10 protein-coding genes are annotated in these 13,628 nt (G+C 61.7%); 3 read left to right on the top strand and 7 right to left on the bottom strand.

The features are described 5' to 3' along the window. Positions 1-10: 10 nt before the first annotated feature. Positions 11-1,312 (bottom strand): MFS transporter, encoded by a 1,302-nt coding sequence (locus tag L2I46_RS15945; RefSeq protein WP_004886240.1) that lies wholly within the window; start codon positions 1,310-1,312, stop codon positions 11-13. 300 nt (positions 1,313-1,612) lie between these two features. Here L2I46_RS15945 and L2I46_RS15940 point away from each other — a divergent pair, with 300 nt between their 5' ends. Next, positions 1,613-2,686 (top strand): LacI family DNA-binding transcriptional regulator, encoded by a 1,074-nt coding sequence (locus L2I46_RS15940; protein ID WP_050533138.1) that lies wholly within the window; start codon positions 1,613-1,615, stop codon positions 2,684-2,686. On the opposite strand, the gene L2I46_RS15935 is transcribed toward L2I46_RS15940, so the two are convergent. From L2I46_RS15935 to moeA, 6 genes are all read right to left on the bottom strand, one after another. Further along, a complete protein-coding gene (locus tag L2I46_RS15935; protein WP_044521849.1) occupies positions 2,683-3,948 on the bottom strand; it encodes a DUF1479 domain-containing protein in 1,266 nt (421 codons plus the stop codon). The two genes, L2I46_RS15940 and L2I46_RS15935, sit on opposite strands and share 4 nt — an antisense overlap. Positions 3,949-4,088: 140 nt before the next feature. Next, positions 4,089-4,904 (bottom strand): Cof-type HAD-IIB family hydrolase, encoded by an 816-nt coding sequence (locus tag L2I46_RS15930; RefSeq protein ID WP_236948030.1) that lies wholly within the window; start codon positions 4,902-4,904, stop codon positions 4,089-4,091. A 179-nt stretch (positions 4,905-5,083) separates the two neighbouring features. Further along, entirely contained in the window at positions 5,084-7,516 is a 2,433-nt protein-coding gene (locus L2I46_RS15925; protein ID WP_048334507.1) for a formate C-acetyltransferase/glycerol dehydratase family glycyl radical enzyme, read from the bottom strand. A gap of 5 nt (positions 7,517-7,521) precedes the next feature. After that, positions 7,522-8,421 (bottom strand): glycyl-radical enzyme activating protein, encoded by a 900-nt coding sequence (locus tag L2I46_RS15920; RefSeq protein WP_032455231.1) that lies wholly within the window; start codon positions 8,419-8,421, stop codon positions 7,522-7,524. A 156-nt stretch (positions 8,422-8,577) separates the two neighbouring features. Next, a complete protein-coding gene (moeB, locus tag L2I46_RS15915; protein WP_023288964.1) occupies positions 8,578-9,333 on the bottom strand; it encodes a molybdopterin-synthase adenylyltransferase MoeB in 756 nt (251 codons plus the stop codon). Beyond that, positions 9,333-10,568, bottom strand: coding sequence for a molybdopterin molybdotransferase MoeA (gene moeA, locus L2I46_RS15910; protein WP_050532939.1), 1,236 nt, complete (start codon positions 10,566-10,568; stop codon positions 9,333-9,335). The genes moeB and moeA overlap by 1 nt, the downstream gene beginning before the upstream one ends. Positions 10,569-10,803: 235 nt before the next feature. Between moeA and iaaA the strand changes: the two genes are divergently transcribed. Further along, positions 10,804-11,745, top strand: a complete 942-nt coding sequence (gene iaaA / locus L2I46_RS15905; RefSeq protein ID WP_060592325.1) for a beta-aspartyl-peptidase — start codon at positions 10,804-10,806, stop codon at positions 11,743-11,745. A 16-nt stretch (positions 11,746-11,761) separates the two neighbouring features. Further along, the gene (gene gsiA, locus L2I46_RS15900; protein ID WP_236948029.1) at positions 11,762-13,621 is read left to right on the top strand and encodes a glutathione ABC transporter ATP-binding protein GsiA; all 1,860 of its coding nucleotides are present in this window, start codon (positions 11,762-11,764) and stop codon (positions 13,619-13,621) included. The last annotated feature ends 7 nt before the right edge of the window (positions 13,622-13,628 follow it).

Genomic DNA, 13,628 nt, shown 5'->3' with positions numbered 1-13,628 from the left:
ACATCCACTCTCAGGCGCGCTTGGCGCGACGTTCAGCAATAAATGCCACCAGGAAAACGGCGCCAATCAGGTCAAAGAAACCCATGGCGATGAACAGCGGGTTGAAGCCAATTTTGTCGGCGGTCACCCCGATTAATAACGAGAACAGGAAGCTGGCGATCCACGCCGCGGATCCGCGCATACCGTTCACCGTCGCCATTTGTCCCTTGTCGAACGACTCCACCACCAGCGCGCTGAGCATGCAGGAGATGATCTGATGCCCGAAGCCGCCAATGGAGATCAGGACGATGGTGATATAGGGATCGCGGGTGATAGCGACGAGGGCCAGGGAGATCATCAAAAACGCGCCGGTCACCGAGCTGGCGATCACCGAGTTGACTCGCGTACAGCCGAACCAGCGAACGTACAGGCGGGTGAGGTAGCCGCTGACCACGCTGCCGAGGTCGGCGGCAAGGAACGGCAGCCAGGCGAACATGGCAATCTGCTTGAGATCCATGCCGTGCTCTTTGGCCAGGTACAGCGGTACCCAGAAGCTCAGCACCGCCCAGGCGGGCTCGGCCATAAACGCGGGAATGGCGATCCCGTAGAAACGTTTATTCTTCGAGACGGTTTTGAGTGCGGTAAAGAAGGGCTGTTTCACCGGCGGCGCTTCGTTATCCTGCTTGATGTACTCGAGCTCGCTTTTGCTGAGATTGGGGTGCTTTTCCGGGTTCTGATAGAAGGCCCACCACAGCACCACCCACAGCAGGGCCAGCGCGCCGGTAAACATAAACGCCCCCTGCCAGCCGAAGGAGGCATGGGCGAAGTAGATGATCGGCGGGGCGAGCATGGCGCCGATGGAGAACCCGACGCCAGCCCAGCCGGCGGCGATTGGCCGTTCAGACTTCGGGAACCACTCGCCGATGGTCTTGGCGTTGGCCGGGGTGGCGGCCGCCTCGGCCCCGCCCATAAAGAAGCGCAATATAGCCAGGTGCAGCCAGCTGCCGGCCCCGGCGTGGGCGATGCAGGCCAGCGCCCACAGGGTGGCGCAGATCATAAACCCGAGCTTCAGGCCGATGACGTCGATAAGCCAGCCACAGAGCGGTTGGAAAATCGTGTAAGCCAACTGAAACGCGCCGACGATCCAGGAATATTGTTCGGTGGTGATACCGAGCGTCGCTTTCAGTTCCGGGGCGATAATCCCCAGCGAGTTGCGTGTGATGTAGTTGACAGTGACGCCAAGTAAAAACAGGACCAGCACCCACCAGCGCAGGTTTTTTACCACCCGGCGCGTTTTGCTGACCGCGATATCATTGTTGAGGCCTTGACTCATAGCACACTCCACATGACGTTAGTAGGGGGAAAGTGACGTTCTCAATCCGTGAGCGGTCACGTAGTGTTGTTAACTATTTGAATAGTCTATTTTTTTATCTCAACACCATTGGTATAACTAGTATGGGAGATGTTGGACCAATTCAGGCTAAGGGAGAAAAAACGTCGGGCAAAGCGCTATTTATGCAAGTTTTTTCATGAAATGACCGGGATCTCAAATTTTGCGCTGTCATTTGCTTACAGGTAGCGCTTTGGCGATTATGAAAATTCTTTCATTTTCCAATCGGAGCTGGATCACAAAATGGATAAAAAGCTGCGCGTCGCCGAAATCGCCGCCCGCACCGGGCTGTCGGCCAGTACCGTTTCGCGCGTCCTGGCCGGGAAGGCGAATACCAGCGACAAGGCGCGCCGGGCGGTGCTGGAGTGCGCCCGCGAGCTGGGGGTCATGCAGGGGCTGGCCGCCGGACGTCTGTTGCTCAATAATCTGCTGGTGTTTGCCCCACAGCGCGCCTTCGATGAGCGGTCGGATATCTTCTACTACCGGGTGATCCAGAGCATCAATAACGCGCTGGCGGCGCATGAAGTGCGCCTGCGCTACTGCGCGCTGGACGAGAACGACAGCGACGCCAATCTGTTTCTTGCCCGCATGAACGAAGCGGAGACCCAGGCCGCGGTGCTGCTGGGGATCGACGATCCGCATATTCATGGCCTGGCGGCGGACCTGGGCAAACCCTGCGTATTGATCAACTGTCGGGATGAAGGGATGCGGCTGCCGTCCATTGCCCCCGATCATCGTCTGATTGGCCTGTGCGCCGCCCGCTATCTGTTTGATATGGGGCATCGCGTGGTGATGAACGTCATGTGCCTGCGCCGCTATACCATGGAGCTGCGGCTGGGGGGGATCCAGGAGGCGTGGCGCGCGCGCAATTTGCGCTTTACCGCCAGCCGGGATCTCATCAGCGTCGCCAACTTTAGCGCCAGAGAGACCGAAGAGCAGGTGGGGGCCTGGCTTGATGGCTTACAGGGCAAGCCGTTGCCCACCGCTTTCCTGGTGGGCGGCGATTTTATGGCCGCCGGCACGGTCAGCGCATTGCAAAAGCGCGGCCTGCGGGTGCCGCAGGATGTCTCGGTGATGAGCATCGACGGGTTTAATCTGGCGGCGATCCAGGAGGTGCCGCTGACCGCAGTGCATGTGCCGCGGGATGAGCTGGGCAGCGAGGCGGTGCACCTCCTGCAGCAGCGCCTGCTGCGCCCGGAGGCGCCGCACGGTTCGCTGCTGCTGCACGGCACGCTGGTGGTGCGTGATTCGGTACGGCGGATCCGGCCGGGCAAAGGCCATACCGCCGTGGAGCCGCAGGGGCTGTATGACGATTAAACCGCGATACCCAGCGCCCGTTTGCCGTGGATGTTCAGATCCTCCAGGGTGAAGCGCCCCTGCCAGCTGGCCTCATAGTCCTCGCGCGGGAAATCACCCGGCGAGGCCCCTTTTTCCAGAGCGATTTTCACTTTCTGCGCGTAGGCGAGGTTCTTCTCGCACATCGGCGCCGCCGGAATGTACATCACATTGCCCCAGCCCTGCTGATTTTCCACCGGCGCCACCGAGTGAATGACGTCGCAGTGCCACCAGACGGAATCGCCAGCGTTCAGCGCCGGGATCGAACTGAGGGCTTTGATCAGCAGCGGGTGCCACTGCTCAGAGATCGGCAGCACTCTGCCCGGCGCGACGCCGCACAGCTCATCCTCCGGCACATCGTCAAGCAGCGGGCGCAGCAGCACATAGGCCATCGCCTCGGGGATCGGCACCACGTGCAGCAGTCCCTGACCCGGGATCATATCCGACAGCGCGGTCCAGCCCTGGAAAGTGCGGAACACCGAGCACTTGGTGGTGTTGTCGACAGTGTACTCTTCCACTTCAGTACGGTGCGCGGCGTCCCACGGATCGTAAGCGTCGACATGACCGTTAAAGACGTTGGCGAAGACCTGCTGGTAGGCGGGGAGTAGCCAGCGCTCCAGCGCACCGGAATCGGTATGCGCGCCCAGCCCTTTCGAGGTGGTTCCCGGCGGACGGCGGCGAATGCGGTCGGGGTAAATGACGCTGACGTCCGGATCGAACCAGCGCTTGCCGTCCTGCTCAAAGCGCCACAGGCGGTTAAGGAAGGACTGCGCCGCCGCCATTTCATCGCTCTGGCGGGCCTGCATTTGCGAGGGCGACCAGTAGATGGGATAGATTTCCGGCCGCGAAGCCTCAAGCGTACCGAAGAAGCTGTCGCCTGGCCCTTTGTAGACCTCGTCGAAATGGTTCAGATCCAGATATTCCAGCATCGCGGTATCCCAGGCCAGCGCCTGTTCGCGCGGAAAGTGGCCTTTGATCACCGCGCAGCCCCGGCGCTTAATGGCCGCGCGCTGGGCATCGCTCACGGTTCCCTCGGCGATATCGCGGAACGGAATGGTTGGCCAGACCTCCTGGCCTGCGGCTTTCAGCGTCTCAATCTCCTGCAGGCGCTCGCTGATGCGCGCTGAGAGCTTATCGAACACCGCCTGGACGTCGCCGATTTGCGCCCGCAGCGCCTGCTTCATCTGGCGAATCGCCGCTTTGTGGTCGGCGGGGAGTGTTTCGTGGGTCGGGAGAGCAGCCATAATAACCTCGCTGTATCTTTCATTCGAAAGTGTTAAATCTTACAAACGTTAATTTAAGTTAAAATGGAGTTAATGCAAGTTTAAAATCTTGCTGCGGCGCACAAAATGGACAAGCCGGGGCGCGCAGCCCCGGAGAGCGGTCAGGCGTTGAAGGGAGCGCGGTTATCGAGGACGGCCTGAATGACGTTCAGCGCGCCGTCATGATTATTATCTTCGGTCGCGTATCCGGCGATAGCTTTGATGCTGTCGGCGGCGTTACCCATGGCGAAAGCGTATTTCACCAGCTTCAGCATTTCGGCGTCGTTGCCGCTGTCGCCGATGGCCACGCACTGCTGCGGCGACAGGTTCCAGCGCTTGAGCAGGCGGCTGATGCCGTTGGCTTTATGCAGACCGGGAATAATCAAATCGACAAAGCCAAAGCCGCTGGTGACCGGCTTCATAATGCCGTCGAGCGAGACGTGCAGTTTATCGATCAGCTGCGGGATCTCGCTGTCCGGCAGGTTCAGAGAGAATTTGAACAGCGTATCGTCGATGGCGTGATAGTCGCTTACCCGCTGCAGACGGTGGTAGTGCTTTGACATCAGGTCGACGAAGGCGTCCGGGGCGTTATCGCTCACGTAGGCGCTGTGCAGGCCGCAGGCGACGAAGTTCAGCTGCGGATCTTTGAGTAATTCGCCAATCACCACCTGCGATTCGTGGCGGGTCAGTTCGCCGTGGAACAGCTGCTTACCATGCTCAAAGACCAGCGCGCCGTTTTCGGCGACGAACGAGATCTGCTCGCGGATCTCCGGGAAGAAGGAGATCAGCTGATAGTACTGGTTGCCGCTGGCGACAACGAATTCAATGCCGCGCTGCTGCAGCTGGGCGAATTGCGCCAGAAACCGCGAGCGGTCGTAGGTTTTGGCGTCATTGAGAAAAGTTCCGTCAATATCGGTGACGATAACTTTAACGGTCATAAGGGGATGCTCCTGGCTTAACTTCGACCAGTAACATTCTAATTACAATGTGATGGGGAGCACAAATTTATTTCGAATGAAAGTTCACGCATTCAGAAAATGCCGGGAGGCGGCATTGCCTTTCCCGGCCAGCAGGACAGGGGAGGCCCGCTAAGCGTCGCGCCAGCGGGCCTGAAGGGCTACAGCGTATGCTCGGTACGGGCGATGATATCGTCCTGGGTATCCGGCGACAGAGCGGTAAAGAACGCCGAGTACCCGGCGACGCGCACCACCAAATCACGGTACTGATCAGGATGTTTCTTCGCCTCCAGCAGCGTGTCGCGCGAGACAATGTTGTACTGGATATGCCAGCCTTTATGCACCTCGAAGAAGGTGCGCAGCAGCACCATCAGCTTCTGCTTGTCGGACGCGTTTTCCAGGGTGGACGGATTCAGCTTCTGGTTTAGCAGAACGCCGCCGAGGATCGCCCCGGTGGGCAGTTTACCTACCGAACTGATGACCGCCGTCGGCCCCAGATGGTCGGTTCCGGAGGCCGGGCTGGCCCCTTCCGCCAGCGGAGTGTGCGCTTTACGGCCATCCGGCGTCGCCATGGTCTGCGCGCCGAACGGAACGTTGGCGGAGATAGAGGACGTGCCGGCGTAATAGTTGCCGCCGATCGGGCCGCGGCCATAGCGCGGGTTGTGATACTGCTTCAGCTCGTCGATATAGGTCTGGTAGGCCCGCGCCAGCAACGCGTCCACGCTGTCATCATCGTTACCGTACTTCGGCGCGCCGTTGATCAACCGCTGGCGCAGCTGCTCGTGGGTCAGGCCGTCAAAATCTTCCGCCAGCGCCTTCGCCAGTTCCTGCTGGCCGATAACGCCCTGATCGAAAACCAGCTTTTTCACCGCCGCCAGGCTGTTGCCGAGGTTGGCGATGCCCACCTGCAGGCCGGACACCCAGTCATACTTAGCGCCGCCCTGCTTAATGCTCTTCGCCCGTTCGATGCAGTCGTCCACCAGCGCCGAACAGAGAATATCGTGGACGTTCTCTTCCAGCATAGTATCGACCACATACTCAATCTCAATCGACTTACGGGTGTAGTAGCGGATCTGGCGGTCCCAGTCTGCCAGCACCTCGTCGAAGTTAGCGAAGTTGCCTTTCGACAGGGCGTGCTCCTGTGGCAGGAACACCTGGCCGCTGGTGGCATCGCGGCCGCCTTCCAGCGTCGCCAGCATCACCCGCGCGAAGTTGATAAAGCTCATGCCGGTGCAGCGATAACCCCACTTGCCGCCGACCGCGGTTTCGATGCAGCCGATGGCCGCATAATCGTAGGCATCCTGCGGCTCGATTCCCAGCTTGATAAATTCCGGGATCACGATCTCGTCGTTATTAAACGCCGGCATGCCGAAGCCGCAGCGGATCACCTGAACGCAGGCGTCGAGGAAGTCGTTGCTCATTCCGGCGTGGTAGCGCACGCTGAGGTTCGGCTGGGTCGAGCGCAGACGACCGCAGGATTCCAGAATGGCGTACGACAGCGGGTTGACCGCGTCCTGTGGCTGGCCGTCCACCAGGTTCTGGCCGCCGATGGTGACGTTCTGGTACAGCGGGCTGCCGGCCGAGGCCTTGGAGTGCGAGCCAGAGCGGATCTTGTTGACCTCCAGCAGCTTCAGCCAGCAGCTGTGCAGCAGCTCAATGGCCTGTTCGCGATCCAACGATTGCTGCAGCTCAACGTCGCGGCGGTAGTACGGATAGAGGTACTGGTCCATGCGGCCAAAGGAGACCGAGTGGCCATTGGATTCAATCTGCAGGATCAGCTGAATGAAGTAGCACAGCTGCAGCGCCTGCCAGAAGGTCTTCGGCGGCTCATGGGCGATGATGTCGCAGTTTTCGGCAATCGCCAGCAGCTCATCGCGGCGTGCGTCACGGGATTCTGCCGTCGCCATCTCGCGCGCCAGCGCGGCAAAGCGTTTGCTGTGGTCGCTGACCGCCGCCAGCACAATATCAATCGCTTTCAGGAACTGTTCGCCGTGCAGGTCTTCCAGCACCGTCAGGTTGATGCGCGACCGGCGTTCGGCGACTTTCGCGCGCATGCCGTCCAGTCCTTTCTCCAGCAGCAGCGGGTAGTTGACCGCCAGGTGGGCGTCGCCGGAGGTCATGTTGCCCTCGGCCTTAATAATGCCGGTGGCGAGGAGCGCTTTCTGCTCATCGGTAAACATGCCGTAGCAGCGGTCCTGCACGGTCTGGCCGCGCCACCACGGGCACACTTCGTGCAGTACGCGCTTGTTCTCTTCGCTGACCGCGAAGCCGGCGCCGGGGCGGTCGGCGAGATCGTCGATCTCTTTCTCGATCCAGCTGACGGTGTATTCCGGGAAGATCGGCGCGGCGCGCACTTCGCTGGCCTGGTTGCCGACGATCAGCTCATCGTGCTTGATCCAGATGGTGCGCTCGGCCAGGTGGTGAGCCAGGGCCAGGGCGCGGCGCACCGGGATCGGCTTATCAAGATGCTGCTGATACATCTCGGTATAGTGGCGGGCGCGTTCGGTACAGACCGGCGGCTTGACGATATGCACCAGCGCCATTTTATGGGCCTGGATACGGGCGCTGAGGGTGTTGAGTTTCAGGGTAGTCATAGGGGTTATCCTCGTAAGATCGCCGTTAGCCCCTTGCTCCGCGCATAATCCTGCGCAAAGGCGAGCAGCTCGGGAGCATCCAGCGGTTTGTCCGGTGCGGTGTAGGGCTGACTGAGTAACTGGTATTTATTCATTCCCAGCGTGTGGTAGGGCAGGAAATGGATTTCGCTGACCCGCAGGCGGTCGGCGGCAAAATCAGTGATGGCGGTAATGTCGGCTTCGCTGGCGTTGAATCCCTGGATTAACGGCACGCGAATAATGATGTTTTTCCCCGCCTGCGCCAGGCGCTGCAGGTTGTCCAGCACCCGGCGGGCGCTGCCGTCGGTCCACTGCCGGAAAACGGCCTCGTCGACGTGCTTCAGGTCGGCGAGAAACAGGTCGATGAAGGGTAAAGCCGGCTCAATGTATTTCCACGGTACGTGCAGGCAGGTTTCCACCGCGGTATGGATACCCGCCTGATGGCTGGCCTCCAACAGCGCCTGCGCCAGGGCCGGGTTCATAAAGGGTTCGCCGCCGGAAAGGGTGATGCCGCCGCCGCTGCGATCGTAAAAGGGTTTATCGCGCAGCACCGTCGCCATGATCTCCTCGACGCTCTTCTCCTCGCCGCACACCGTGAGCGCGGTGGTGGGGCAGCAGTCGCGCAGCGCGGCGATATGGCTGTCGTTAACGTGTTGCCGGTGAATGATCAGACCCTCGAGGGTGCGGGTGATAACCGCCGGCGCCGCCTGCTGGCACAGCTCGCAGCCGGCCAGGCACAGGCGCGGGTCATACAGCAGATCTTCGCTGCGGGCGCGGCTCTCCGGGTTCTGGCACCAGCGGCAGCCCAGCGAGCAGCCTTTCAGGAAGACGACGGTGCGGATCCCTGGGCCGTCATGGGTGGAATAGCGCTGGATATTGAAGATCATGGCTTACCCTCTTGTTTGCGTATGAACATAAAAACACTTTCGAATGAAAGTTATATTGACACAAATCAACAAGCGGGATGGCGATAATCGCCAGGGGATAGAATAACGGCAGAGGTCACAACTTCACCGGCGACGGCTCTCGCCGGCGGCTAAACGTTAGCGCGTACCGCATACCTCGCACTGCGGGTGGCGCATCAGCTTCATTTCACGAAACTGGCAGGTCATGGCGTCGTACATCACGATTTTCCCGCTGGCGGGCGTGCCGTAGCCGGTCAACAGCTTAATGGCCTCCATCGCCTGCAGGGAACCGATAGTGCCCACCAGCGGGGCCATCACGCCGGCTTCGACGCAGGTGAGGGCGTTTTCGCCAAACAGGCGGCTCAGGCAGCGGTAGCAGGGTTCGCCCTCCTGATACGTGAAGACGCTGATCTGCCCCTCCATACGGATCGCCGCCCCGGAAACCAGCGGGGTTTGGTGGCGGAAGCAGCCAGCGTTGAGCTGGTTACGAATGGCGACGTTGTCGGTGCAGTCGAGCACCAGATCGTGCCCGGCAATCTGCCCCGCCAGCGCCGCTTCGTCCAGTAAGGCATTGAGCGGCACCAGATGAACGTGCGGATTAATGCGCGCCAGCGCCTCGCGGGCGGAGTCCACCTTCGGCTGGCCGATGGCGGCGTCGCTGTGCAGCGTCTGGCGCTGCAGATTAGAGAGCGAGACGGTGTCGAAATCGAGCAGGGTGAGCTGCCCCACCCCGGCAGCGGCCAGATATTGCGCGGCGGCGCAGCCAAGTCCGCCGAGGCCGACCACCAGCACGCGAGCGGCCTTTAGCCGCTCCTGGCCGTCAAAATCAAAACCGCGCAAAACAATCTGCCGGTTATAGCGCAGCATCTCTTCATCGCTCAGCTCCACGGCCATTACAGCCCCCCAAACAGATGGCTGAACGGTTCGACGTCGACCCATTCGCCTGCTTCAACGTGGCCGCGTTCGCGCTCCAGCACGATAAAGCAGTTGCCGAGGCTGAAAGAGCTGAAAATGTGCGAGCCCTGATGACCGGTGGTGGTCACCACCAGCTCGCCGTCCGGGTTGCGCTGCAGAATACCGCGCTGAAAATCGAGGCGGCCCGGGGACTTTTTCAGCCGCGCGGCGGCCCGCACCCGCAGGCGGGTCGCCTGAAGCGGGCCGTGCTTACCGGAGAGCTTCGCCAGCAGCGGCTGTACCAGCTGACAGAAGGTGACGGTGGCGGAAACCGGGTTGCCCGGCAGGCCGCAGAACCAGCTGCTGCTGAGCTTGCCGAAGGCGAAGGGTTTGCCCGGCTTGATCGCCAGCTTCCAGAAGCCGATCTCCCCCAGCTCTTCAAGAATGGTTTTGGTGTAGTCGGCTTCGCCCACCGAGACGCCACCGGAGCTGATGACCACGTCGGCCTGCTGGTCGGCGGCGATAAAGGCCTCACGCAGTTGCGTCGGATCGTCAGGAATAATGCCGAGGTTAATGACCTCGCAGCCCAGCTGTTCGAGCATCAGATGCACCGCCAGGCGGTTGGTATCGTAAATCTGGCCGTCGCCGAGCGGTTGACCCGGCAGCTGCAGCTCATCGCCGGTCGAGAAGACCGCGACGCGAACCTTGCGCACCACCTCGACGTCGGCAATGCCCAGCGAGGCCAGCACCGGCAGCTCGGCTACCGTCAGCGGCGTTCCCGCCGGGAAGACCACCGCGCCGTGGGCGATATCTTCCCCGCGGCGGCGAATATGCTGCCCGGCTTTCACCGGCGCGGTAAAGCGCACGCCGACGTCGGTCTGTTCGGTCTCTTCCTGCATGACCACCGCGTCGCAGCCTGCAGGCACCGGCGCGCCGGTCATGATGCGGATACAGGTGCCGGTGGGCCAGGCGTCGTGAAACGGTTGGCCGGCAAAGGCCTTCCCGGCGACCGGCAGGGCCGCGCCGTCGTTGAGGTCGCTCAACCGGACGGCATAGCCATCCATCGCCGCGTTATCAAAGCCGGGGACATCCAGCGGGGAGATAATGTCATGGGCGGTGACGCGCGCGAAGGCCTGCAACAGCGGTACAGTTTCCGTCGCGCTCAGCGGCGTAATACGATCGAGCATCTGGGTGAGGGCTGTGTCGAGCGGCATCAGTCCGGCGGTAAAATCCATGGGTCACTCCTGCGGGCAAAACGGCGAAAACGCCTATTATGGCAGAAAAGCGGCGCGGGCTGTATGCCACCTGGGTACGAGGCTTTACATCGACCGCCGCTCTTTCTATATTCAAAAATTGTATAAGGCATTCAGCAATATAATGATATCAATACCCTTATTCCTGACGTGACCGGCGCCGCGACGCGGTACGACAGGGCGAGGGCTATCCACTTCATCGTTAAGGACTGGCGAAATGGGCAAGGCGGTTATAGCAATTCACGGTGGCGCAGGGGCGATTTCTCGCGCGCAGATGACGCCGGAGCGGGAGCGGGAGTACGTGGCGGCGCTGTCGGCTATCGTCGAAAGCGGGCAGAAAATGTTGGCTGCAGGCGCCAGTGCGCTGGATGCCGTGACCGAGGCCGTCCGTCTGCTGGAGGAGTGTCCGCTGTTTAACGCCGGGATGGGCTCGGTATTTACCCACGATCAAACCCACGAGCTGGACGCCTGCGTGATGGACGGCTACAGCCTGCAGGCGGGGGCGGTGGCCGGGGTCAAACATCTACGTAATCCGGTGCTGGCGGCGCGTCTGGTGCTGGAGAAGAGCCCGCACGTGCTGCTGATCGGCGAGGGGGCGGAAAATTTCGCCTTCTCCCACGGAATGGCGCGCGTCGATAACGATCTCTTTTCCACCCCCGAGCGTCTGCTGCAGCTGCAGGAGGCGAAAGCGGGCGGGGAGATCATCCTTGACCATCACGCCGCTCCGCTCGACGAACGGCAGAAAATGGGCACCGTCGGGGCGGTGGCGCTCGATCTGGCCGGCAATCTGGCGGCGGCGACCTCCACCGGCGGCATGACCAACAAACTGCCCGGACGCGTCGGCGACAGCCCGCTGCCGGGCGCGGGGTGCTACGCCAACAACGCCAGCGTGGCGGTCTCCTGCACCGGCACCGGCGAAGTCTTTATGCGTACCCTGGCGGCCTACGATATCGCCGCCCTGATGGAGTACGGTCAGCTCAGTCTCTATTCCGCCTGCGAGCGGGTGGTGATGGAGAAGCTGCCGGCCCTCGGCGGCAGCGGCGGGCTGATTGCCGTCGATCGCGAAGGCAACGTCGTTTTACCGTTTAACAGCGAAGGCATGTACCGCGCCTGGTGCTATGCCGGCGATACGCCGACCATTGGCATTTATCGCGAATAGAACAAGGGAGAGGAGAGTGCCGCAAACTCACGAAACGGATACCTGCGAAGTACTGGTGGTGCGCAACCTGAACGTGGCGTTCCGCCAGCAGGATGCGCCAGAGGTGCAGGCCGTGCGTCAGCTTTCCTTCAGCCTGCGCCGCAGCGAGACGCTGGCGATTGTCGGGGAGTCCGGTTCGGGAAAATCGGTCACCGCGCTGGCGCTGATGCGTCTGCTTGACGCCGCCAGCAGCGAGGTGAGCAGCGAGGGGCTGTGGCTGCGACGGCGCAACCGGCAGGTGATCGCGCTCAATGAGCAATCGGAGGCCGAAATGCGCCGGGTACGCGGCGCGGATCTGGCGATGATTTTTCAGGAGCCGATGACCTCGCTGAACCCGGTATTCACCATCGGCGAGCAGATCGCCGAATCCCTGCGCCTGCACCAGGGGCTGGGGCGCGAAGAGGCGCTGCGCGCGGCGAAAAAGATGCTCGACCAGGTGCGTATTCCCCAGGCGGAAGAGATGCTCTCACGCTATCCGCACCAGCTCTCCGGCGGCATGCGCCAGCGGGTGATGATCGCCATGGCGCTCTCCTGTCGGCCGGCGGTGCTGATTGCCGACGAGCCGACCACGGCGCTGGATGTCACCATTCAGGCGCAAATTTTGCAACTTATCGCCGTCCTGCAAAAGGAGATGGCGATGGGGGTAATCTTTATCACCCACGACATGGGGGTGGTGGCCGATATCGCCGATCGGGTGCTGGTCATGTATCGCGGCGAGGCGGTGGAGACCGGCAGCGTCGAGGAGATTTTCCGTTCCCCGCAGCACCCTTATACGCAGTCGCTGTTGGCGGCGGTCCCCCGGCTGGGGGAGATGCGCGGTCAGGATCTGCCTCGCCGCTTTCCGCTACCGGGGCAGCCGCTGGCGGAGACAGACACGCCAGACACGGTGGTGGCGGGGGAGCCTATTCTGCAGGTGCGCGATCTGGTGGCCCGTTTCCCGGTGCGCGGCGGACTGCTCAATCGCGTGACGCGCGAAGTGCATGCGGTGGAGAAGGTGAGTTTTGATCTCTGGCCGGGAGAGACCCTGTCGCTGGTGGGCGAGTCCGGCTGCGGCAAGTCGACCACCGGCCGGGCGCTGCTGAGGCTGGTTGAGACCCAGGGGGGCACCATTACCTTCGATGGTCAGCGGATCGATACCCTCTCCGGCAGCAAGCTGCAGTCCCTGCGGCGCAATATTCAGTTTATTTTTCAGGACCCTTACGCCTCGCTCGATCCGCGCCAGACGGTCGGCGATTCGATTATGGAGCCGCTGCGGGTGCATGGCCTGCTGGACAGGGAGGCGGCGCGCGAGCGGGTCGCCTGGCTGCTAAAGCGCGTGGGGCTGCAGCCGGAGCATGCCTGGCGCTACCCCCACGCCTTTTCCGGCGGCCAGCGGCAGCGGATCTGCATTGCCCGCGCGCTGGCGCTTAATCCGAAGGTGGTGATTGCCGATGAGTCGGTGTCGGCCCTGGATGTCTCCATTCGGGCGCAGATTATCAATCTGATGCTCGACCTGCAGCGCGAAATGGGCATCGCGTTTCTGTTTATTTCCCATGATATGGCGGTGGTGGAGCGCATCAGCCACCGCGTGGCGGTGATGTATCGCGGCCGGATTGTCGAAATCGGCCCGCGCCGCGCGGTGTTTGAAAACCCGCAGCACCCCTATACCCGTAAGCTCATGGCCGCCGTACCGGTGGCCGACCCGGCCTACCGTCATCCGCAACGGGTCCTGCTGTCAGATGACGTTCCGGGCAATATTTATAAGCGGGGCGAGGAGATCGCCAGCCCGCCATTGCAGCAGGTTGGGCCGGGCCACTTCGTCGCCCGCGACGCCGCCGATGTGCTGGGCAGAGCATAACAACACA

This window comes from Klebsiella sp. 2019SCSN059, from assembly GCF_021739525.1.
In the GTDB taxonomy this organism is placed as follows: Bacteria; Pseudomonadota; Gammaproteobacteria; order Enterobacterales; family Enterobacteriaceae; genus Klebsiella; species Klebsiella quasipneumoniae.
The sequence above is the reverse complement of the archived record's forward strand: the minus strand, read 5'-3'. Positions and strand labels throughout refer to the sequence as shown.